21 protein-coding genes are annotated in these 21621 nt (G+C 67.9%); 10 read left to right on the top strand and 11 right to left on the bottom strand.

From position 1 onward, the window contains the following. Positions 1-273: 273 nt before the first annotated feature. Positions 274-1683, top strand: a complete 1410-nt coding sequence (locus tag HMPREF3014_RS32335; protein ID WP_003107490.1) for an LLM class flavin-dependent oxidoreductase — start codon at positions 274-276, stop codon at positions 1681-1683. Positions 1684-1742: 59 nt separating this feature from the next. Here the strand turns inward: HMPREF3014_RS32335 and HMPREF3014_RS32330 are convergent, their stop codons facing one another. The 6 genes from HMPREF3014_RS32330 to HMPREF3014_RS32310 form a co-directional block, all read right to left on the bottom strand. Next, complete coding sequence (locus tag HMPREF3014_RS32330) at positions 1743-2978, bottom strand: SfnB family sulfur acquisition oxidoreductase (protein WP_003111381.1); 1236 nt, start codon at positions 2976-2978, stop codon at positions 1743-1745. A 30-nt stretch (positions 2979-3008) separates the two neighbouring features. Then, on the bottom strand, positions 3009-4268 hold the full coding sequence (locus HMPREF3014_RS32325) for an acyl-CoA dehydrogenase family protein (RefSeq protein ID WP_003117845.1): 1260 nt from the start codon (positions 4266-4268) through the stop codon (positions 3009-3011). Between the two features lie 217 nt (positions 4269-4485). Further along, entirely contained in the window at positions 4486-6111 is a 1626-nt protein-coding gene (locus HMPREF3014_RS32320) for an NADP-dependent glyceraldehyde-3-phosphate dehydrogenase (protein WP_023087503.1), read from the bottom strand. Positions 6112-6273: 162 nt separating this feature from the next. Continuing rightward, entirely contained in the window at positions 6274-6417 is a 144-nt protein-coding gene (locus tag HMPREF3014_RS34725; protein WP_003089416.1) for a hypothetical protein, read from the bottom strand. Between the two features lie 25 nt (positions 6418-6442). Further along, positions 6443-7795 (bottom strand): GntP family permease, encoded by a 1353-nt coding sequence (locus HMPREF3014_RS32315; RefSeq protein ID WP_003107128.1) that lies wholly within the window; start codon positions 7793-7795, stop codon positions 6443-6445. Positions 7796-7891: 96 nt separating this feature from the next. Further along, positions 7892-8413, bottom strand: coding sequence for a gluconokinase, GntK/IdnK-type (locus HMPREF3014_RS32310; RefSeq protein WP_019484977.1), 522 nt, complete (start codon positions 8411-8413; stop codon positions 7892-7894). A 194-nt stretch (positions 8414-8607) separates the two neighbouring features. Here HMPREF3014_RS32310 and gntR point away from each other — a divergent pair, with 194 nt between their 5' ends. After that, positions 8608-9639, top strand: a complete 1032-nt coding sequence (gene gntR, locus HMPREF3014_RS32305) for an HTH-type transcriptional regulator GntR (RefSeq protein WP_023087504.1) — start codon at positions 8608-8610, stop codon at positions 9637-9639. Between the two features lie 231 nt (positions 9640-9870). Here the strand turns inward: gntR and HMPREF3014_RS32300 are convergent, their stop codons facing one another. From HMPREF3014_RS32300 to HMPREF3014_RS32290, 3 genes are all read right to left on the bottom strand, one after another. Beyond that, positions 9871-10236, bottom strand: coding sequence for a cupin domain-containing protein (locus HMPREF3014_RS32300; RefSeq protein WP_003089408.1), 366 nt, complete (start codon positions 10234-10236; stop codon positions 9871-9873). 32 nt (positions 10237-10268) lie between these two features. After that, on the bottom strand, positions 10269-11567 hold the full coding sequence (locus tag HMPREF3014_RS32295) for an NAD(P)/FAD-dependent oxidoreductase (protein WP_003089406.1): 1299 nt from the start codon (positions 11565-11567) through the stop codon (positions 10269-10271). Positions 11568-11670: 103 nt separating this feature from the next. After that, positions 11671-12564, bottom strand: a complete 894-nt coding sequence (locus tag HMPREF3014_RS32290) for a LysR family transcriptional regulator (RefSeq protein WP_023087505.1) — start codon at positions 12562-12564, stop codon at positions 11671-11673. Between the two features lie 114 nt (positions 12565-12678). Between HMPREF3014_RS32290 and HMPREF3014_RS32285 the strand changes: the two genes are divergently transcribed. From HMPREF3014_RS32285 to HMPREF3014_RS32275, 3 genes are all read left to right on the top strand, one after another. Next, a complete protein-coding gene (locus tag HMPREF3014_RS32285; RefSeq protein ID WP_014834011.1) occupies positions 12679-13854 on the top strand; it encodes a serine hydrolase domain-containing protein in 1176 nt (391 codons plus the stop codon). Beyond that, positions 13854-15107: an MFS transporter gene (locus HMPREF3014_RS32280; RefSeq protein WP_023087506.1), complete on the top strand. Its 1254-nt coding sequence runs from the start codon at positions 13854-13856 to the stop codon at positions 15105-15107. The genes HMPREF3014_RS32285 and HMPREF3014_RS32280 overlap by 1 nt, the downstream gene beginning before the upstream one ends. 299 nt (positions 15108-15406) lie before the next feature. Continuing rightward, positions 15407-15910: a hypothetical protein gene (locus HMPREF3014_RS32275; RefSeq protein WP_003113089.1), complete on the top strand. Its 504-nt coding sequence runs from the start codon at positions 15407-15409 to the stop codon at positions 15908-15910. 76 nt (positions 15911-15986) lie between these two features. Here HMPREF3014_RS32275 and HMPREF3014_RS32270 read toward each other — a convergent pair whose 3' ends face one another. Continuing rightward, the gene (locus tag HMPREF3014_RS32270) at positions 15987-16568 is read right to left on the bottom strand and encodes a helix-turn-helix domain-containing protein (protein ID WP_003122724.1); all 582 of its coding nucleotides are present in this window, start codon (positions 16566-16568) and stop codon (positions 15987-15989) included. 54 nt (positions 16569-16622) lie between these two features. Further along, positions 16623-16781: a hypothetical protein gene (locus tag HMPREF3014_RS32265; protein ID WP_003089396.1), complete on the bottom strand. Its 159-nt coding sequence runs from the start codon at positions 16779-16781 to the stop codon at positions 16623-16625. 289 nt (positions 16782-17070) lie between these two features. Here HMPREF3014_RS32265 and HMPREF3014_RS32260 point away from each other — a divergent pair, with 289 nt between their 5' ends. The 5 genes from HMPREF3014_RS32260 to HMPREF3014_RS32240 all read left to right on the top strand — a co-directional run bounded on the left by HMPREF3014_RS32260 (position 17071) and on the right by HMPREF3014_RS32240 (position 21487). Further along, on the top strand, positions 17071-17958 hold the full coding sequence (locus tag HMPREF3014_RS32260; protein WP_003144063.1) for a TauD/TfdA dioxygenase family protein: 888 nt from the start codon (positions 17071-17073) through the stop codon (positions 17956-17958). A 40-nt stretch (positions 17959-17998) separates the two neighbouring features. Beyond that, positions 17999-19021 carry an ABC transporter substrate-binding protein gene (locus HMPREF3014_RS32255; RefSeq protein ID WP_003117836.1) on the top strand — a complete coding sequence of 341 codons (1023 nt, stop codon included), beginning with the start codon at positions 17999-18001 and terminating at the stop codon, positions 19019-19021. 7 nt (positions 19022-19028) lie between these two features. Then, positions 19029-19877, top strand: a complete 849-nt coding sequence (locus tag HMPREF3014_RS32250; protein WP_023087507.1) for an ABC transporter ATP-binding protein — start codon at positions 19029-19031, stop codon at positions 19875-19877. 16 nt (positions 19878-19893) lie between these two features. Continuing rightward, entirely contained in the window at positions 19894-20760 is an 867-nt protein-coding gene (locus HMPREF3014_RS32245; protein ID WP_003117834.1) for an ABC transporter permease, read from the top strand. A 109-nt stretch (positions 20761-20869) separates the two neighbouring features. Next, complete coding sequence (locus tag HMPREF3014_RS32240) at positions 20870-21487, top strand: LysE family translocator (RefSeq protein ID WP_003113093.1); 618 nt, start codon at positions 20870-20872, stop codon at positions 21485-21487. The last annotated feature ends 134 nt before the right edge of the window (positions 21488-21621 follow it).

Here is a 21621-nt window from a genome sequence, read left to right as displayed (position 1 = left end):
AATGGGGATGCTCGGGTAGGGCGAATAGCCGCTCGCGGCTATCCGCCGGCCGGGGTTCCGGTGCGCTGGCGGATAGCGCCAGGGCGCTATTCGCCCTACGGGATTCGGGGCTCGGGTGGGGCGGGCGAATGTGTTGATCCACCAACACTTGCCCAGCAGTTGCGCCCGCACAGCGACAGGGGGTTGCCACCCAGGCCTTGTCCGGCGCGGCCCCGCGGCCCGGCACGGGCTGTGCACGGGGTGCCGGATGCACAGGCAAGCCAAGGAGTCCCCATGCCGCGCGAAATCCGTCTCAACGCCTTCGAAATGAACTGTGTCGGCCACCAGTCGCCCGGCCTCTGGGCGCATCCGCGCGACCGCTCCTCGCAGTACAAGGACCTGGAGTACTGGACCGACCTGGCGCGGTTGCTCGAACGCGGCCGTTTCGACGGACTGTTCATCGCCGACGTGCTGGGCATCTACGATGTGCTCGACGGCAATGGCGACGCGGCGATCCGCCAGGCCGCCCAGGTACCGGTGAACGACCCGCTGGCGCTGATCACGCCGATGGCCGCGGTGACTCGCCACCTGGGCTTCGGCCTGACCGCCTCGCTGTCCTTCGAGCATCCCTATCCCTTCGCCCGCCGACTCTCGACCCTGGACCACCTGACCAAGGGCCGGATCGGCTGGAACGTAGTGACCTCCTACCTGGAAAGCGGCGCGCGCAACCTCGGCCAGCAGGCCCAGCTCGACCACGACCGCCGCTACGACTATGCCGACGAATACCTACAGGTGCTCTACAAGCTCTTCGAAGGCAGTTGGGAGGACGGCGCGGTGCTCCGCGACCGTCGCCGAAGGATCTTCAGCGACCCGGGCAAGATTCACGAGATCCGCCATGTCGGCGAGCACTTCCAGGTACCCGGCATCCATCTCTGCGAACCGTCGCCGCAGCGCACGCCGGTGCTCTACCAGGCCGGCGCGTCGAGTCGTGGCAAGCGCTTCGCCGCCGAGCACGCCGAGTGCGTGTTCGTCGCCGCGCCATCGAAGACCGTGCTCAAGCAGGCGGTCGCCGACATCCGCCAGCGCGTCGCCGAGGCCGGCCGCGATCCGCGCAAGGTACTGGTGTTCAACCTGCAGACGGTGGTGCTGGGCGAAACCGACGCCAAGGCCAGGGCCAAGTTCGACGAATACCGCGCCTTCGTCAGCTACGAAGGGGCCCTGGCGCTGATCTCCGGCTGGACCGGGATCGACTTCGGCCAGTATCGGCCGGACCAGGTGCTGCGGCACATCCACACCAATGCGATCCAATCGGCGGTGGAAGCGTTTTCCAGCGCCGATCCGACGCGCACCTGGACGGTCCGCGAGCTGGCCGACTGGGTCGGTATCGGCGGCTTCGGACCGCTGTTCGTCGGCAGCCCGGCGACCGTCGCCGACCTGTTGCAGGAGTGGGTGGAGGACACCGACGTGGATGGCTTCAACCTGGCCTATGCGCTGGCCCACGAAACCTTCAGCGACGTGGTCGAATTGCTGGTGCCGGAGTTGCAGAAGCGCGGGGTGTACAAGACCGAATATGCGCCGGGAACCCTGCGCGAGAAGTTGTTCGGCGACGGCCCGCGGCTGCCGGATTCCCATCCGGCGGCCGGCTATCGCGACCTGCGGGCCCTCTGGGAGAAGGAGGCCGGGCGCAACGCGCTGCCGGCCTGACCTGGGCGGACGGCGGATGACGCCAGTGGCGATATCCGCCCCAGGGCCCGGGACGGCTCCTAGAGCCAGGCGTGCCGCGGTGGCTTCACCCCATTCAACTGGTAGTTGCCGATGGCATGGTATTTCCAGCGCACCGGGTCATGCAGGGTGTGGGTGCGGGCGTTGCGCCAGTGGCGGTCGAGATTGAGTTCCTCCAGGGTCGAGCGCGTGCCGGCCAGTTCGAACAGCCGGTTGGCGGCGAGCAGGGCGGCTTCGGTGGTGAGCACCTTGGCCTCGGCCACCGCGATCGAGGCGGCGGCCACGCTCTCCTCGTCGGGGGCGGCGAGCGCCGCTTCGATGGCGTCGGCCGCCAGGTCGAGCACGGCTTCCGCGGCGCGCACGCGGATGCGCAGGTCGCCGACCTGCTGGATGGTGTAGGGGTCTTCCCAGGCATGCTGCTGGTTGGCGTCTATCCATGGCCGCGCGTGGCGGCGCACCTGCTGCACGGTCTCGGCGAGGATGCCACGGGCGATGCCGGCGTCGATGGCGGCCTGGATGAACTGCGATACGGCGCCGGCGGCGGTGGGGCGGTCGAAGGCGCGGTGCACCGGGATGACGTGCTCGGCCGGCACCCGCACGTTGTCCAGGATGACGGTGCCGCTGGCGGTGGTGCGCTGGCCGAAGCCGGACCAGTCGTCGATCACCGTCAGCCCCGGCGCGTCGCGCGGGATGAACGCCAGGTGCGCGCGCTGCTCGGCGTCGAGGCCGACGGCCGGTACCCAGTGGGCGAGCAGGGCGCCGCTCGAATAGAACTTGCGGCCGTCGATGCGGAACCCGTCGCCATCCGCCAGCACTCGTGTCTGGAATTCGGCGACGGTACGGCTGTGGCGTTCGGAGAAGGCGTTGCCGAAGCGCACGCCGTCTAGCACCAGGCCGTAGAAGAAGCGTTTCTGCTCCTCGCTGCCGTCCAGGCGCAAATGGTCGAGCACCGCCAGGTGGTTCTGCGGCAACTGCGCCAGGGACGGGTCTACCGCGGCGATGGTCTTCAGTACTTCGGCCAGGGTCCGGTAGCCGACCTCGGCGCCGCCGTAGGCGCGCGGTACGCTGATGCCCCATAGGCCGCTCTGCGAGAAGGCTTCCAGTTCGGCCACCGGCAGCCGGCGCTGGCGGTCGCGCAGCGAGGCTTCCTCGGCGAACAGCCCGGCCAGTTCGCGGGCGACGCGGATCGCCTCGGCGTCGTCGGTGATGCGCCGGGCCGGGGTCCGTGGCAGCGGTTGCCGATAGGGATCGGCGGCGTTCTTTTCCAGTGCGCTCATGGCAACTCCTTGCGATGGGATGGGCGAGGTTCAGCGGGACGCCGTGGCCGGACCGCTGCCGATCTGCCAGACGTAGGGCGGCTCGCTGCCGTTGATCTCCCAGTCGCCGACGATCCGTTGCTTGTAGATCAGGGGATTGTGCGAGGCGGCGGTGCGCGCATTGCGCCAGTGGCGGTCGAGCTGCTTGCCGCGGCCGACGGCGGAAGCGCCGCTGGCGTCGAACAGCTCGCTGGTGGCCTGCAACACCAGTTCGGCGACGATCGCCTGGGCCTTGGCCGATTCGATCTCGGCGGCGATATTGGCCTCCTTCTCCGCCTGCGGGTCGCCTACGAAGCGCGCCAGGTAGGCGCGCTGGGCCGCTTCGGCGGCGCGCAGGGTGGCCGCCTCGGCGGCGTAGACGCGCGCGGCGATGCGCCCGACCACCTGCTGCACCTGGGGATCCTGGCTGACTCGCGGGGCATTGCCGTGGCTGTAGATACGGGTCCGCCCGCGCACCTCGGCGGCGACGTCGCGCAAGGCGGCGCGGCCGGTGCCGGCCAGCACCGCGAGCAGGACCAACTGGTAGAACGCGGTCTGGTACTTGAAGCGGCTGGCGAAGTCGATGAGGTTCTCTTCCTCCACCTCGGCGTCCTCGAACAGCGACGTGCCGCTGCCGGTGGTGCGCTGGCCGAAGCCGTCCCAGTCGTCGCTCTGGCGCACGCCGGGCTGGTCGGTGCGGATCGCCGCGATCACGTCGGCGCCGGTGTCGTCGCGCTGGGCATACAGATCGATCCAGTCGGAGAAGAGGCTGCCGGTGCTGTAGTACTTGCTGCCGTTCACCACCCAGCGACCGTCGTCCTTGCGCGAGACGCGGGTGAGCACTTCGCCCAGCCGTACCGAACCGACCTCGGTCCAGGCGCAGCCGACCAGGTCGCCCTCGACGAAGCGCCGCAGCCAACGGTCGCGGCCAGGGCCGGGCTCGGCATTGAGACGGTCCTCGACGAAGGCGAAGTGGCCGCGCAGGGCCTGGGTGATGTTGGAGTCGGCCTCGGCCAGTTCGATCAGCAACTGAACCAACTGCGGCAGCGAGGCGCCGGCGCCGCCGTGCTCGCGCGGCACGCGCACGGCGCCGAAGCCGGCCTGCTTGAGCCAGGCGATCGCCTCGTGGGGCAGTTCGCGTTGCCGTTCGCGCTCGACGGCGCCTTCGGCGATGCGCGCGAAGATCGGTCGGAAACGCTGGGCGAGCAGTTCGTAGTCGGCGCCTTCGGAGAGACTGGCGGCGGTGGCTTCGGGATGGACGCGGGCGTTCATGCGGACTCCTGGTAGGCAGCGGGGCCGTCCGGTCGACGGCTACCCTGGAGTCCGGGCCGTTGCACAGCCTGTGCCGACCCGCGCAGGCCACTGGTTGCGCGGGTTCGCGCGAGCAGGAGGTGTTGCCGGGGCGGCAGCCTGTTGCGCGGCTGCTGCCTGGCGGACAGTGGGGGAGGTGGCGGCAGGTCCCTCTCCCGGCGGGAGAGGGACAGGCGCTTCAGAAGATGTAGTCGGTGGTGAGGAAGTTCGACGCGCGGTTGCGGATGATCTCGCTGACCAGGGTCTTGTTCGCCTCGGTGTCGCGGGTCGCCACCAGGGTGCGGATGGAGAACACCCGCAGCGCGTCATGGACCGACAGGGTGCCTTCCGCCGAATTCTTCCGGCCGTTGAACGGGTAGCTGTCCGGGCCGCGCTGGCACTGGGCGTTGACGTTGATCCGGCCGACCTGGTTGGCGAAGGCGTCGACCAGCCGGCCGATCTGCGCCGGGTCGTTGCCGAACAGGCTCAACTGCTGGCCGTAGTCGGAGCGCAGGACGTAGTCGATCACCTCGTCCAGCTCGCGATAGGGCACCACCGGCACCAGCGGACCGAACTGCTCCTCGTGGTAGAGGCGCATGTCCGGGCTCACCGGACTCAGCAGAGCGGGGTAGAAGAAACTTTGCCGATGCTCGCCGCCGCCCGCATTGACCACTCGTGCGCCCTTGGCCAGGGCGTCGTTCAGCAGGCCTTCGAGGTAGTCGACCTTGCCCGGCTCCGGCAGCGGCGTCAGCGCCACTCCCGGTTCCCACGGCATGCCCGGCTTGAGGCTGGCCAGGCGCGCGCTGAACTTGTCGAGGAACGGTCGCAGCACGCTTTCGTGGACGAACAGGATCTTCAGCGCGGTGCAGCGCTGGCCGTTGAAGGACAGCGCGCCGGTGACCGCCTCGTTCACCGCGTTGTCCAGGTCGACCTGCGGCAGGACGATACCCGGGTTCTTCGCGTCCAGGCCGAGGGCGGCGCGCAGGCGGTGCGGGCGGGGGTGCAGCTTCTTCAGGTCGCTGGCGCCGGAATGGGTGCCGATGAAGGCGAACACGTCGACCTTGCCGCTGGCCATCAGCGCCGACACGGTTTCCCGGCCGCGCCCGTAGATGACGTTGATCACTCCTGGCGGGAAGCTGTCGCGGAAGGCTTCCAGCAACGGGCGGATCAGCAGCACGCCGAACTTGGCCGGCTTGAACACCACCGTATTGCCCATGATCAGCGCCGGGATCAGGGTGGTGAAGGTTTCGTTCAGCGGGTAGTTGTACGGCCCCATGCACAGCGCCACGCCCAGCGGAACCCGGCGGATCTGGCCGAGGGTGCCCTGTTCCAGTTCGAAACGGCTGGAGCGGCGGTCGAGTTCCTTCAGCGCTTCGATGGTATCGACGATGTAGTCGCAGGTGCGGTCGAACTCTTTCTCGGAGTCCTTGAGGTTCTTGCCGATTTCCCACATCAGCAGCTTGACCACCGCCTCGCGTTGCTCGCGCATCCGCGCCAGGAAGCGTTCGACGTGCTGGATGCGCTCGGCCACCCGCAGGTTCGGCCACAGGCCCTGGCCGTGGTCGTAGGCCCGCACCGCGGCGTCGAGCGCGGCGAGCGCGGCGTCGGCGTCGAGCAGCGGGGTGCTGCCGAGGATCACCTGGCGCTCGCCGTCGGCCTCGGCGAGGAATACCGGGCTGCGTACCGGCGCCAGCGGGCCGTCCCAATATCGCAGTTGGCCGTCGACCAGGTAGTCGCGCTGCTCGATGGGGGCGTCGGGGCGGTACTGCTCGGGAATGGCGTCGAGGCTGGGAAACAGCGAATCGAGGTGGAGCGGGGCGGTCATGGCGGGTCCTCGAATGACGTGGATGAAAGGCGTGGGACTGTTGTAGCGCGGTCCGGATCGAAGGTAAATCGTTTCAGCAGGAAAACCGTCGCGCCCTTGCCGGAAATCAGCCTTTGCTCCCGCTTCGTGGGGGCGGGAGCAAAGGCATGGCGCCGGCTGGCTTCAGGCGTCGGCGGTAGGCTCTTCGCGGGGCCGCGCCGGGGGTGGCTCAAGCAGTTCCTGCTGCTCGGCATAGCGCTGGCGGATATCGAAGTCGCGCGGCCAGCGCGAGGCTTCGTGGTCGGGGCGTTGCATTGGTTCGGTCATGGCTGAGCTCCGGTCGGGCTGGTGCTCAGAGCACCAGCGACAGCAACAGGATGAAGACCAGGCCGACCACGGAGAGGATGGTCTCCATCGCGGTCCAGGTCTTGAAGGTCTCGCTGACGCTCATGTTGAAGTACTGCTTGACCAGCCAGAACCCGGCGTCGTTGACATGGGAGAGGATCAGCGAGCCGGCGCCGGTGGCGAGCACCAGCAACTCGCGGTTGACGCCGGGAATCAGGTCGATCACCGGCACCACGATGCCGGCCCCGGTGATGGTGGCGACGGTGGCCGAGCCGGTGGCGATGCGGATCACCGCGGCCACCAGCCAGGCCAGCAGGATCGGCGAGATCTGCGCGTTCACCGCGAGATGGCCGATGACGTCGCCGACCCCGCTGGCCACCAGCATCTGCTTGAAGCCGCCGCCGGCGCCGATGATCATCACGATGGCGGCGGTCGGTGCCAGGCTCTGGTCGAGCAGCCTGAGGATCTTCTTCGAGTCGAAGCCACGGGCGTAGCCGAAGGTATAGAGCGCCACCAGCAGGGCCAGGAGCAGGGCGCTGATCGGATGGCCGATCATGTCCATCCAGGCGCGGAACGCGTGGCCATCGGGGAAGGCGACGTCGGCGAAGGTCTTCAGCAGCATCAGGAACACCGGCAGCAGCACGGTCGCCAGGGTCACGCCGAAGCTGGGCAGGTCCTGGGTCTCGGGCTCGTGGGCGATCTGCTCGACCAGTTCCGCCGATGGCGTGCCGGGTATGTAGCGCGAGACCAGCGCGCCGAACAGCGGGCCGGCGATGGCGGCGGTGGGCAGGGCGACGATCAGGCCGTAGAGGATGGTCTTGCCGATGTCGGCGCCGAACACGCCGATCGCCAGCAGCGGGCCGGGATGCGGCGGCACCAGACCGTGCACCGCGGAAAGGCCGGCGAGCAACGGGATGCCGATCTTGATCAGGGACACGCCGCTGCGCCGGGCGACGATGAACACCAGCGGGATCAGCAGGATGAAGCCGATCTCGAAGAACAGCGGGATGCCCACCAGGAACGCGGCGAGCATCATCGACCAGTGCACCCGCTCCTTGCCGAAGGCGCGGATCAGGGTGCGGGCGATCTGGTCGGCGCCGCCGGAATCGGCCATCAGCTTGCCGAGCATGGTGCCCAGGGCGAGGATCACGCCGACGAAGCCGAGCACGCCGCCGAAGCCGTCCTGGAAGGATTTGACGATCTTCTCCACCGGCATCCCCGAGGTCAGGCCGAGGAAGCCGGCGGCGATGATCAGGGCGATGAAGGGATGCACCTTGAAGCGGGTGATCAGCACGATCAGGCCGATGATGGTCACCAGGGCGTCGAGGAGCAGGTAGGCATCGTGTGACATGCCGAACATGGAGGGCTCTCCTTTTGTCGTTGTTCTACCGGAGTTGCTGTTTCATTGAAGCGCCTTTTCGGGGTAGCGCTATCTTTGTCGGACAAGCGAAAGACTTCAGGCGGCGGCGTGCTCCAGCCACCAGGCGTGGGTGGCCTGCGCCAGGCATTCCACCGGCAGGGTGGCGTCCAGGCGCAGGGTCAGGGGTTCGTCGAGCGGCGGCTCGAGGGCGGCGAACTGGCTGTCGATCAGGGTCGCCGGCATGAAGTGGCCGGGGCGCTGGGCGACGCGCTCGGCGGCGACCGCCGGGGTCAGTTCCAGGTAGACGATGCCGAGGCCGGGCACCGCGCGGCGCAACCGGTCGCGGTAGGCGCGCTTGAGGGCGGAACAGGTCAGTACCGGCAGCTTGCCGGCGGCCACCGCCTGGCGCAGCTGCTCGGCGAGGGTGTCCAGCCAGCCGGCGCGGTCGTCGTCGGTGAGGGGGATGCCGGCGCTCATCTTGCGGATGTTGGCGGCGGGATGGAAGCTGTCGCCTTCGATGCCGTGGGCGCCGCTGCGCTGGCAGAGGGCCTGGCTGACGCTGGACTTGCCGCAACCGGCGACACCCATGATGACCAGGGCTTGGAGGGGTGGATGCATGGAACACCTCAAGCGTGAGACAGCGCTGTCTTTGCGACCTGGAAAAAATCGCGCGAGCCTGGCTCCGCCTTCTTGTCGTTGTGGTCTGTCGAATCCCGCGCGGGCAGTGGCGGACAGGCCGCCTCAGGCGATTGCCCAGGTCGCGAGACAGCGCTACCTTAGTGCCTGGAATTTTGTTTGGCAAGCAGGCCACGATGAGCATCACCAAGAACGACAAGAACACGCGAACCACCGGACGTCCCACCCTCAACGAAGTCGCGCGCCGCGCCGGGGTCAGCCCGATCACCGCGTCGCGCGCGCTGCGCGGCGTCGCCAGCGTCGCCGAAGAACTGGCGCAGAAGGTCCGCGACGCCGCCCGCGAACTCGGCTACGTGGCCAACCCCGCGGCGCGCGCGCTGGCCTCGGCGCAAAGCCACAGCGTGGCGGTGCTGGTGCCGTCGCTGGCCAACCTGCTGTTCATCGAGACCCTCGAGGCGATCCACGCGGTACTGCGGCCACAGGGCCTGGAGGTGCTGATCGGCAACTTCCACTACTCGCGCAACGAGGAAGAGGACCTGATCCGCAACTACCTGGCCTACCAGCCGCGCGGCCTGCTGCTGACCGGCTTCGAGCGCACCGAGAGCGCCCGGCGGATGATCGAGGCCAGCGGCATTCCCTGCGTGTACATGATGGACCTGGACTCCGGCTCCGGGCTCAATTGCGTCGGCTTCTCCCAGTTGCGCGCCGGCGAGGCCGCCGCCGAGCACCTGCTGGCACGCGGCCGCAGGCGCCTGGCTTACATCGGCGCCCAGCTCGACCAGCGCACCCTGCTGCGCGGCGAGGGGTTCCGCCGCGCCTTGCAAAAGGCCGGCTGCTACGACCCGGGGCTGGAAATCCTTACGCCGCGGCCGTCCTCGGTGGCCCTCGGCGGCGAACTCTTCGTGCAGTTGCTGGCCAGCCAGCCGCAGATCGACGGGGTGTTCTTCTGCAACGACGACCTGGCCCAGGGCGCGCTGCTGGAGGCCCTGCGCCGTGGGGTCAAGGTGCCGGAACAGATCGCCGTGCTCGGTTTCAACGACCTGCCGGGTTCGGACTGCACGGTCCCGCGCCTGAGCAGCATCCGCACCCCGCGCGAAGCCATCGGCCGGCGCGCGGCGGAGCAGTTGCTGGCGCTGATCGCCGGCAAGGAGGTGCGCGATAGCGCGCTGGACATGGGGTTCGAGCTGATGGCGCGGGAGAGCACCTGAACCCGCGGCCCGACGGTGCGGCCGTTCAGGGACATGTCGAGGGCTGGGCAGCGCCGCCGGGCGTAACGGCTTGCCGGGTAGGGCGGATAGCGCCGCAGGCGCTATCCGCCGTTACGCCGGGTTTCACGGCGGATAACCGCGAGCGGTTATTCGCCCTACGGGGGCGTGTCGAGGGTTGGGCAGCGCCGCAGGCGCACGCCTTGCGTAACGGCTCGCCGTCTCTTCGGTGTCTCAAGCCACCGCGTAGTAATGCTTGACGAAGCCGCCGTCGGCAACCTCCCAGAGCACCGGGGTGCCCTTGCTGACGAACCAGCTGTCGCCGGCCTTGTAGAGCGTGCTCTGGCCGGTGGACTCGTCGGTGAGGCGGACCTCGCCGCTGACCACCGTGGCCTGTTCGCTGAACGGATAGGTCATGCGGAACTTGCCGGCGGTGGTGCCGAAGTAGGCGGCGCTGACCGGGTCGGTGGGGGCTCCTGCGGTCATCTTGCCGAAGGCTTTCACCTCGCCTTCGAGGATCTCCGAGCCGAGGTCGGCGACGCTGCCCCAGGCGTCCAGTTCGTCGAGGGTGATGCCGTGGCGGATAACGGTAATGGCCATGGGAATGCTCCTTGTAGAGTGATCGGTAGGTTTCAGCGCCGGCCGTTCCAGTAGCCGGAGAGCTGGTGCCAGGTCTTGCCTGCGCTGAGCAGCAGCGGGCGGAAGTGGTCCTTGCCGTGGATCGGGATGCGGCGCACCGAGCTGAGCAGGTCGTAGCGCGCCGAGCCTTCGCTCATGCCTTCGGCGAGGACCTTGCAGACGATGTGGCTGGGGGTCACGCCGAACCCGGAATAACCCTGGACGAAGAACGCGTTGGGCCGCCCCGAGAGGCTGCCGATCTGCGGGAACAGGTTGGCGCTGCAAGCCATCGGCCCACCCCAGGCGAGGTCGATGCGGACGTGCTCCAGGTAGGGGAAGATCTTCAGCATCAGCTTGCGGTTCCAGGCCTTGAGGTCGCCGGGGATGCGTTCGACGAAGGGTGTGGCGGCGCCGAACAGCAGGCGGTTCTCGTTGGTCACCCGGTAGTAGTCGATGACCGGGCGGATGTCGCTGTAGGCGCCGCGGATCGGGCTGATCCGCTGGATCAGTTCGTCCGGCAGCGGTTCGGTCATCATCTGGAACGCGTAGGTATTGATGGTGGTGCGGTGCAGCTCGGGTTCGAGCCGGTTGAGGAAGCTGTCGCAGGCCCAGAGCAGCTTGTTCGCGGTGACCGAGCCCTTGGCCGTGCGCACGCGGATGCGCTCGCCGTATTGCACCTCCAGCGCCGGGCTGTATTCGAATATCCGTGCGCCGAGGCCGGCCAGCGCCTTGGCTTCGCCGAGCAGCAGGTTGAGCGAGTGCACATGGCCGCCGCCCATGTGCAGCAGGGCGCTGCCGTAGGCGTCCGAGCCGATGATCTGGCGCACCTCGGCACCGTGCAGGTAACGGATCTCATGGGGCGAGCCGAGCGACCGGAATTCCTTTTCCCAGGCCTGCAGGGTCTTCGCCTGGCGTGCGTTGAAGCCCATGTAGCCGTAGCCATGGCAGAAGTCGGCGTCGATGGCGTACTTCTCGATACGGCCCTTGATGATGTCGGCGCCGAGGTCGCTGATCTCGAAGATCGCCCGCAGGCCGTCCTCGCCGACGTCCTTGCGGATCTTCTCCAGGTCGTGGCCGATGCCGGCCATGATCTGCCCGCCGTTGCGCCCGGTACCGCCGAAGCCGAGGTGGCGGGCCTCCAGCACGACGATGTCGGTGATGCCGTGCTCGGCCAGCTCAAGCGCGGTGTTGATCCCGGAGAAGCCGCCGCCGATCACCACCACGTCGGCGTCCAGGTCGGTTTCCAGGGAGGGGAAGGACAATTCGTACTTCTTGGTCGCCGTGTAGTAGGTCGGCGTCTCGATGTTGATCATGGATGCGGCCTGGCAAGGGGTGGATGTACCTATTAGACGCTCCGTGGCCGCCGCGGTCTTGTTCCTGTCTGCCGCCGGCTTGACCGGCCCTGCCAGGCGCGCTTCAGCCCAGCGTGGCGATCACCCGTGGCGCGACGAAGTCGATGAAGGCGCGCAGCTTGGGCGAGACCTGGCGGCCGGACGGCCAGAGCAGGAAGAATCGCGCGCGGCGCTCGCAGAAGGCGTCGAGGACGCTGACCAGGCGTCCTTCGCGCAGCGCCTCGCGGATCGAGAAGTCCGGCAGGCAGGCGATGCCCTGGTCGCGCAGGGCGAAGCAGACGCGGGTCTCGATGTTGTTGCAGACCATCGACACCGGAATCTGCGGCGGGGCTTCGCCGTCCGCGCGGCGCAGCGGCCATTCCTCGAGGCGGCCGGTATTGGGGAAGCGGTAGTGCAGGCAGGTGTGTCGCAGCAGGTCTTCCGGGCAGCGCGGCGTGCCGTGGCGGGCGAAGTAGGCCGGCGAGCCGACCAGCTTCAGCTGGAACTCACCCAGTTCGCGCATGGACAGCCGCGAATCCACCGGCCGGCCGGTGCGCAGGACCACGTCGAAGCCTTCGTCGACGACATCCACCACGCGATCGCTGAAGTCGAGGTCTAGCTCGATGTCCGGATAGGCCTGCATGAAGTCGGCGAGCGTCGGCAGGACCAGCCCGCTGACCAGAGGCAGGCTGACCCGCAGGCGCCCGCGCGGGGTCTCGCGGCTTTGCGACAGCTCCAGCTCGGTGGCTTCGATCTCGGCCAGGATGCGCCGGCTGCGCTCGAGGAACAGGCTGCCTTCGGCGGTCAGGGTGATGCTGCGGGTGCTGCGGTGGAACAGGCGCACGCCGAGTTTCTCTTCCAGGCGGGCGACCCGCTTGCCCACCGCCGAGGCGCTGACGCCGAGGGTCCGGGCGGCGCCGACGATGCTGCGGGTCTCGGCGACGCGGACGAAGACGGTGAAACCGCTGAGGCTGTCCATGCAAGGCTCCGATTACGGACATGACGGTCCGGATAGAACGGAACTCTATCCGTCTTTTTCCGCTTTTGCAGCGCTCTTAGCCTGTCCGCATCCTTCATCTGCGGAGAGTCCCGCATGTCCAGTTTCGAACGAGAGCCAGGCTGCGGCCTGGCGGAAAATGTCGATCAGGTGATCGAGGCGGCATTCGCCGACCAGCGCCTGGTGGGGGCGGTGGTGCTGGTGGCACACCGGGGGCAGTGGCTCTATCGACGGGCTGCCGGCCTGGCCGACCGCGAAGCCGGCCGGATAATGGGCGAGGACAGCCTGTTCCGCCTGGCCTCGGTGAGCAAGCCGATCGTCAGCGTCGCGGCCCTGAGCCTGGTGGACGAGGGCCGGCTGGCCCTCGATGAGCCGATCGCCGACTGGTTGCCGGCGTTCCGTCCGCGCCTGGCCGACGGCCGCGAGGCGCGCATCACGCCGCGGCAGTTGCTGAGCCACAGCGCCGGCCTCGGCTATCGCTTCCTCGAAGCCGACGCAGACGGCCCCTATGCCCGCGCCGGGATTTCCGACGGCATGGACCTGCCGGGTTTCGACCTGGCCGAGAATCTCCGTCGCCTGGCCTCCGTGCCCTTGCTCTACGAACCCGGCCGCGCCTGGGGCTATTCGCTGGCCACCGACGTGCTCGGCGCGCTGGTGGAGCGGGTCGACGGGCGGCCGCTGGCGGAAGCGCTGCGGCAGCGGGTCGGGATTCCAGCCGGCATGCGCGACAGCGGCTTCCTCTGCGCCGACGCGTGCCGACTGGCGGCGGTCTACGTCAGCGACCGGCCACGCCCGCGCCGAATGGCCGGGCGGGAGACCGTGGCGCCGTTCGAGGACAGCGTCGGCATTCACTTCGAGCCGAGTCGGGCCTTCGAACCGTCTGCCTATGCGTCCGGCGGGGCGGGGATGATCGGCAGCGCCGGCGACGTGCTGCGCCTTTTGGAAATCCTTCGCCAGGGCGGCGCGCCGTTGCTGACGCCTGGCCTGGTGGAGGAGATGGGCCGCGACCAGGTACCCGGCCTGGAACTGCCGGCCAATCCCGGTTTCGGCTTCGGCCTGGGTTTCTCCGTGCTACGCGACCCGGCTATCGCGCAATCGCCGGAGGCTCCCGGCACCTGGCGCTGGGGCGGCGCCTACGGGCATTCCTGGTTCGTCGACCGGGCCCGCGAACTGTCGGTGGTGGCGCTTACCAACACCCTGTTCGAGGGCATGTCGGGACGCTTCGTCAACGACCTGCGCGACGCCGTCTACCGTTCCGCGGAGCTGCGCTGATGGGACGCCGCGAAGCATTTCCGGAGAACGCCGGGGCCGCTGCGTCGGCCGTGGCGCCGCGGCTGCCGCTGAGTGCGCTGCTGGCGATGGCGATGTCCGGCTTCGTCGCCATTCTCAGCGAAACCCTGCCGGCCGGCCTGCTGCCGCAAATCGGCGCGGGGCTGGCGGTCAGCGAGGCGCTGGCCGGGCAACTGGTCAGCGTCTACGCCTTGGGTTCGCTACTGGCCGCGCTGCCGGCGGCGAGCCTGACCCAGGGCTGGCGGCGGCGCCGGGTGCTGCTGCTGGCGCTGCTGATCTTCTTCGTCTGCAACAGCCTAACCGCCGTTTCCTCGGATTACCGCCTGACCCTGCTGGCGCGCTTCGGCAGCGGCGTCGCCGCCGGCCTCGCCTGGGGCCTGCTGGCCGGCTACGCGCGGCGCCTGGTGCCGCCGGAGCAGCAGGGGCGGGCGTTGGCGGTGGCCATGCTCGGTGCGCCGCTGGCGCTGTCGCTCGGCGTTCCGCTGGGCACCTGGCTGGGCGGCCTGCTCGGCTGGCGCTGGGCCTTCGGCCTGTTGTCGCTGACCGCGCTGCTGCTGGTCGGCTGGGTGCTGCGCAGCGTGCCGGACTTCCCTGGCCAGCCGGCCGGGCGGCGCCTGCGTCTGCTCGGGGTGCTGCGCACGCCGGGCGTGCGTCCGGTATTGCTGGTGATCGTCGCCTGGGTGCTGGCGCACAACATCCTCTACACCTATATCGCGCCGTTCCTCGCCAAGGTCGGCCTGGGCGCCTCGGTGGACCTGGCCCTGCTGGTATTCGGCAGCGCCGCGGTGGCGGGAATCTGGCTGGTCGGCGTGCTGGTCGACCGGCACCTGCGGCGGATGGTCCTGGTCAGCCTGGCGCTGTTCGCCGTGGCGGCGCTGGCGCTGTGCCTGGGCGCTCGCTGGAGCTGGCTGGCGTTCGCCGGCCTGGCCCTCTGGGGGCTGACGTTCGGTGGCGCGGCGACGCTGCTGCAGACCGCCTCGGCGGACGCCGCCGGGGAGGGCGCCGACCTGGCCCAATCGATGATCGTGGTGGCCTGGAACCTGGCCATCGCCGGCGGCGGAGCGTTGGGTGGCATGGTGTTGCAGCGCTGGGGCAGCGAGATGCTGCCCTGGACCCTGCTACCGCTGATCGGCTTGGCCGCCGTGCTGGTCTGGGGCAATGCCGCGCACGCTTTCCGCGTCGGCCCGCGCGACTTCCGCAGGGCATCGTCCGAGCACCGGAAAGCGGCGCAATAGACGGGGCTGCGCCCGGCAAGGGGAAAAAGGCTGCGGGTCTTAGAACGTTTATTCACCAGGGTTATTTGGATAGGTCCGTTTCGAATATCCATCGCGTCGAAATACCGGCCGTGACGATGCGTTCCTCCGCCATACAGCGGAATCCGCTGTCATTGCGCCGAACATCTTCGCTGTCTCGCCGCTAGCCACCATGCAGCGCCCGGCTCGGCTGTTGCACCGGCATCTTGCCGGTGCGTCGGCGCTGCCTAGAATCGGCCCCATTCGCACCTACCCCCGCTTCGCCTACAGGAGTTACCGCCATGATGAATGCCATGCAGATGCCGATGAACATGAATGCCGCCATGCCGATGATGCCCATGATGGGCATGCCGATGATGATGGCGACCATGCAGTGCGAAACGATGGACGACGGCATGCTGTGCAAGATGATGCCGGCGATGGGCATGGACATGGGCCAGTTCCGCAACAGCGCCGAGATGATGGCGATGATGATGAACTGCGGCATGCCCATGATGATGCAGTGCGGCAACCTGGCGATGATGGGCATGTCCCAGGCCTGCATGGCGATGATGCCGACGATGGGCATGGGGATGGGCATGCCGATGATGGGCATGGCTCCGATGAAGTGCATGATGGAGTGCTCCATGCAGGGCGACGCCATGCACTGCAGGATGATGCCGATGCAGGGCATGGACATGGAGATGTTCAAGAACTGCTGCATGCTGATGGCGAAGATGATGGAGTGCGGCATGCCGATGATGATGAGTTGCAACGGCATGCCGATGATGTGCTGCACCTGCTGATCCGTCGCCGGATGGAAAAGGCCCGCCCGGGATGACCGGGCGGGCCTTTCTTCGTCCATGGCAGCAGGGCCGGGGGTCAGTCCAGGCGCTCCGGGTAGGTCATCACCAGGTACGCCAGGGCTTCGCTATCGGCGGGGTTGCGGTAGCTGTGCGGCTGGTCGGCGTAGAACAGGATCGAGTCGCCGGTGGCGAGCAGGAAGCGCTCCTCGTTGACCCGCACTTCCAGTACCCCCTGCGCCACCACCAGGTTCTCCTGGGTGCCGGGGGCGTGGGCTTCGGCGTCTTCCTGGCCGAGGCCGCGCAGGCGCAGTTCGTAGAACTCCACCTGGCGCGCCACATCGAAGGGGAACAGCGCGCGGCTGGTGAAGGCGCCGTCGGCGCTGACCAGGCGCTTGCTCTGTTGCGCCGGCAGCACGGCGACACCGGCGAAGGCGCGATCGTCGAGGAAGGCTGCCACCGACACCTTGAGACCCTGGGCGATCTTGCACAGCACCTTGATCGACGGCACGCTGCGCCCGGACTCGATCTGCGCCAGCATCGCCCGGCTGACACCGGAAATCCGCGCCAGGGCGTCCAGCGAGAGATTGCGCTTGCCGCGCAGGCGTAGCAGGTTATGGGCGACGCGCTGGCCAATCAGATCATCGGGTTCGGTATGCACGCCGGCGGCCAGTTCCAGGTGGGCAACGCCATCGCTGGCGGGCAGGTTCATCGGTCAGGCCCGGCGGCTGCGCTCGTCGTGCCTGGCTGGCGGTTGCGGCACGGCGTAGCCGGCCCGCCAGGCGTACACCGCCCACATCATTTCGCCCAGGCGGCGTGCCTGGCGGCGCGAGCGGTAGCGGGCGAAATCGATGACGTTGTCGGTGCGGTCCATGAGGCATTCCTCGGGCGGCGGGTTCGATGGCAGCCAGACTATCCCTTCGCCGCTTAGAGCCATAAATACTAAGTTTTTATTTATTAATTCACTTTTGTGCTTACAAGGGACGCCGAACCGTACGGAGCAGCATATTTATATTCTTTAAAGGTATTTAAATTAATTTTCTTATTCCAATAAATTAAAGGCTCTCGCGTACCTGCCGACCAATCGGCGCGCCGCACCGAATCCATGCCGCCTTGCGCGGTATCTCGTGCCTGGCGTGTCCGGGCTTGCGTGGGAGTCAGCGATGTCCGTTTCCCTTCCGGCGCCAGCGCGCGCCGACGTTCCCTTGCAGATCCGTGCCCTCGATGCCGCGTTCGGCGCCGAGGTGCTCGGCCTCGACCTCGGGTTGCCCCTGGCCGCCGAGGACTTCCGCCGTATCCACCGGGCGCACCTGGACCACCATGTGCTGGTGTTCCGCGAGCAGCGCATCACCCCGGCGCAGCAGATCGCCTTCAGCCGGCGCTTCGGTGAGTTGCAGATCCATGTGCTGAAGCAGTTCCTGCTCCCAGGGCATCCGGAGATCCTCATCGTTTCCAACATCGTCGAGAACGGCCAGCCCGTCGGTCTCGGCGATGCCGGCAAGTTCTGGCACTCCGACCTTTCCTATAAGGAGCTGCCGAGCCTCGGCTCGATGCTGCATGCCCAGGAGCTGCCGGAGGAGGGCGGCGATACTCTGTTCGCCGACATGCACAAGGCCTGGGACAGCTTGCCGGAGGCCCTGCGCAAGGCGATCGAGGGACGCACGGCGGCGCATTCCTATACCGCCCGCTACAGCGAACCGCGCTTCGAGGGCAACTGGCGGCCGACCCTGAGCGCCGCCCAGCTCGCCGAGGTGCGCGAAGTGGTCCATCCGATCGTGCGCACCCACCCGGAAAGCGGGCGCAAGGCGCTGTTCGTCAGCGAAGGTTTCACCACCCGCATCGTCGGCCTGCCGGCCGACGAGAGCGCCCAACTGCTCGCCGAGCTGTATGCGCACAGCGTGCGCCCCGAGCACATCTACCGGCATCGCTGGCAGGCGCATGACCTGGTGTTCTGGGACAACCGCTCGCTGATCCATCTCGCCGGCGGTTGCCCGGCCCACCTGCGGCGCAAGCTCTACCGCACCACCATCCAGGGCGACGCGCCGTTCTGACGACGGTGCGTGCTTCCCCTTCTTCGCCAGGAGCGTTTCCATGAACCGCATTCCCCGTTTCACCCGCCTGGTCGCCGCGCTCGGCCTGGGCCTGAGCCTCGCCACCACGCTGCTGGCCAGCCGGCCGGCGCAGGCCGAGGGCGAGATCCGCATCGCCGAGCAGTTCGGCATCGTCTACCTGCTGCTCAACGTGGTCCGCGACCAGCGCCTGATCGAAAAGCACGGCCAGGCCGAGGGCCTGCAAATCAAGGTCGACTGGACCCAACTGTCCGGCGGCGCGGCGGTCAACGATGCGCTGCTGTCCGGGGCGATCGATATCGCCGGTGCCGGCGTCGGTCCGCTGCTGACCATCTGGGACCGTACCCGCGGGCGCCAGAACGTCAAGGCGGTGGCTTCGCTGGGCAACTTCCCCTACTACCTGCTGAGCAACGACCCGCGGGTCAGGAGCATCGCCGACTTCGGCGCCGGGGATCGCATCGCCGTGCCGGCGGTGGGGGTTTCGGTGCAGTCGCGCTTCCTCCAGTACGCCGCGGCTAAGCAGTGGGGCGACAAGCAGTTCGACCGCCTCGACAAGTACACCGTGGCGCTGCCGCATCCGGACGCAACCGCCGCGCTGGTGGCCGGCGGCACCGAGCTGACCGGGCATTTCTCCAACCCGCCGTTCCAGGACCAGGCGCTGGCCAACCCGAAGGTCCACGTGGTGCTCGACAGCTACGAGCTGCTGGGGCCGAATTCGCCGACCGTGCTGTTCGCCACGGAGAAGTTCCGCCAGGACAACCCGAAGACCTACCGGGCCTTCGTCGAGGCGCTGAAGGAAGCGGCGGCCTTTGCCCAGAACGACAAGGCGGCCGCCGCCGATACCTATATCCGGGTGACCGGGGCGAAGATCGACCGAGCCGCGCTGCTGAAGATCATCGCCAATCCGCGGGTGGAGTTCAGCGTCACGCCGAAGAACACCTATCCGCTGGCGGAGTTTCTCTACCGGGTCGGTGCGATACGCAACAAGCCGGCCTCCTGGCAGGACTATTTCTTCCAGGACGGCGCGCCGTTGCAGGGGAGTTGAGACGCCGATGAACGCCGCCTCCCGCCAACCTTCCACGCTCCCCGCCGACGCCCTGCTGGCGGTGGACGGAGTCAGCCTCGAATACCGCACCCGCTCGCGCGTGGTGCGGGCCACCCAGCGGGTCAGCTTCGAAGTCGACCCGGCCGATCGCTTCGTCCTGCTCGGCCCGTCCGGTTGCGGCAAGTCGACCCTGCTCAAGGCGGTGGCTGGCTTCATCACGCCCAGCGAGGGCGAGATCCGCCTTCAGGGACAGGCGGTCAGGGCGCCCGGCCCCGACCGTATCGTGGTGTTCCAGGAGTTCGACCAGTTGCCGCCATGGAAGACCGTACGGCAGAACGTGCTGTTCCCCTTGCGGGTGTCCGGCCAGGTGACGCGCGACGAGGCCGATCGACGCGCCGACGAATGCCTCGAGAAGGTCGGCCTGGCGGGCTTCGCCGAGGCCTACCCGCACACGCTGTCCGGGGGCATGAAGGCGCGGGTGGCGATCGCCCGGGCGCTGGCGATGCAGCCGAAGATCCTGCTGATGGACGAGCCGTTCGCCGCGCTGGACGCGCTGACCCGGCGAAAGATGCAGGAGGAACTGCTGCGCCTGTGGGAAGAGGTGCGTTTCACTCTGCTGTTCGTCACCCATTCCATCGAGGAGGCGTTGGTGGTGGGCAATCGCATCCTGCTGCTCTCGCCGCACCCGGGGCGGGTCTGGGCCGAAGTGCACGGCCACCCGTTCGGGCTGCACAGCCTTGGCGGCGAGCCGCTGCAAGCCGCGGCGCGACGCATCCACCGCTTGCTGTTCGACGAGGGCGGCGAACCGACGGCGGCCGCGACCCTCGACTTCGCCGACATCCGGCTGGCCCATTGAGCAGAGGAACCGATCGATGAGTCGAGTCACGCGCGTTCGCGAAGAATACGAAGTCCAGCTCGAACCCCTGCTGGAGGTCTCCCTGGAGCGGCGCCTGCCCCTGAGCCAGCGTCTCTGGCAACAGGGCTGGCTGCGCAAGGGGCTGATCCTGGCGCTGCTGGCGCTGGCCTGGGAGCTGGCGGCGCGGGTCCAGGGCAACGACCTACTGCTGCCAGGCTTCCTACAGACGGCCAGGGCCCTCGGCGAGGGCCTGGCCAGCGGCGAACTGCCGGCCAAGGCGGGGATCTCCCTGCTGGTGCTGTTCAAGGGCTACCTGCTGGGGATCGTCCTGGCCTTCGTTCTGACCAGCCTGGCGGTCTCCACGCAGTTGGGCCGCGACCTGCTCGGGACCCTCACGGCGATGTTCAACCCGCTGCCGGCGATCGCGCTGCTGCCGCTGGCGCTGCTCTGGTTCGGCCTGGGCCAGAACAGCCTGATCTTCGTGCTGGTGCATTCGGTGCTCTGGGCGCTGGCGCTGAACACCTATGCCGGTTTCCTCGGTGTCTCGGAGACCCTGCGCATGGCAGGGCGCAACTACGGCCTGCGTGGCCTGCGCTTCGTCCTGCTGATCCTGGTGCCGGCGGCGCTGCCGTCGATTCTCGCCGGGCTGAAGATCGGCTGGGCCTTCGCCTGGCGCACGCTGATCGCCGCGGAACTGGTGTTCGGCGCGAGCAGCGGCAAGGGCGGGCTCGGCTGGTACATTTTCCAGAACCGCAACGAGCTGTACACCGACAAGGTATTCGCCGGCCTGGCCGTGGTGGTGCTGATCGGCCTGCTGGTGGAGAACCTGGTTTTCGGCAGCATCGAGCGCCTCACGGTGAAGCGCTGGGGAGTGCAACGCTAGGGCGGCGGACGGGTGGAGTGTTACGGCAACTTTCTCGGCAACTGTTGCGCTGGCGCGGCGGCAAAGCGGAGTAACGTCTTGCCCGCACCCACTTCAAAGGATGGAACGAATGTCGCTCTCCGTGGATCTGCTGCTGGCGTTCTCCCTGTTCGCCTTCGTCACCTCCGTCACGCCCGGTCCGAACAACACCATGTTGCTGGCCTCGGGGGTCAACTTCGGTTTCGTCCGCTCCATCCCGCACATCCTCGGGATCAGTTGCGGCTTCTTCATCATGGTGATGGCGGTGGGCTTCGGCCTGGGCACGGTGTTCGAGGCCTATCCGGTGCTGTACACCATCCTGCGCTACGTCGGCGCGGCCTACCTGCTGTACCTGGCCTGGAAGATCGCCACGTCCGGCCCGGCCGGCAACGACCCGGAGGGACGTGGCAAGCCGTTGAGCTACTGGGGCGCGGCGGCGTTCCAGTGGGTCAACCCGAAGGCCTGGGTGATGGCGGTCGGCGCCATAAGCACCTATACGCCGTTGCAGGGCTACTTCACCAACGTGGTGGTGATCTCCACGGTATTTGCCCTGATCAACGCGCCGACCATCGGAATCTGGGCCGGTTTCGGCAGCATGCTGCGCAACGTGCTGCGCGATCCGCGCTGGCTGAGGGTATTCAACGTAGGGATGGCGCTGCTGTTGGTCGCGTCGCTGTACCCGATCCTCGCGGAAAGCCATTCGGCCTGACCTGTCACCACCCTATCAATTGTATTAGCTCGTAACTCGTCGCCATTTCGTGAAGAGTTTTTCGCTCGGTGCCCAGCCTCGGAAGGGGGAGAGCGATGCAGGAGCGACATGGCTTACCGTTACGCAGCTTTTCG

The sequence above is a fragment of the Pseudomonas sp. HMSC065H01 genome, assembly GCF_001815235.1.
Lineage (GTDB): Bacteria > Pseudomonadota > Gammaproteobacteria > Pseudomonadales > Pseudomonadaceae > Pseudomonas > Pseudomonas aeruginosa.
Note: the sequence above shows the minus strand (reverse complement) of the source record. Positions and strands in the feature narration are given on the sequence as shown.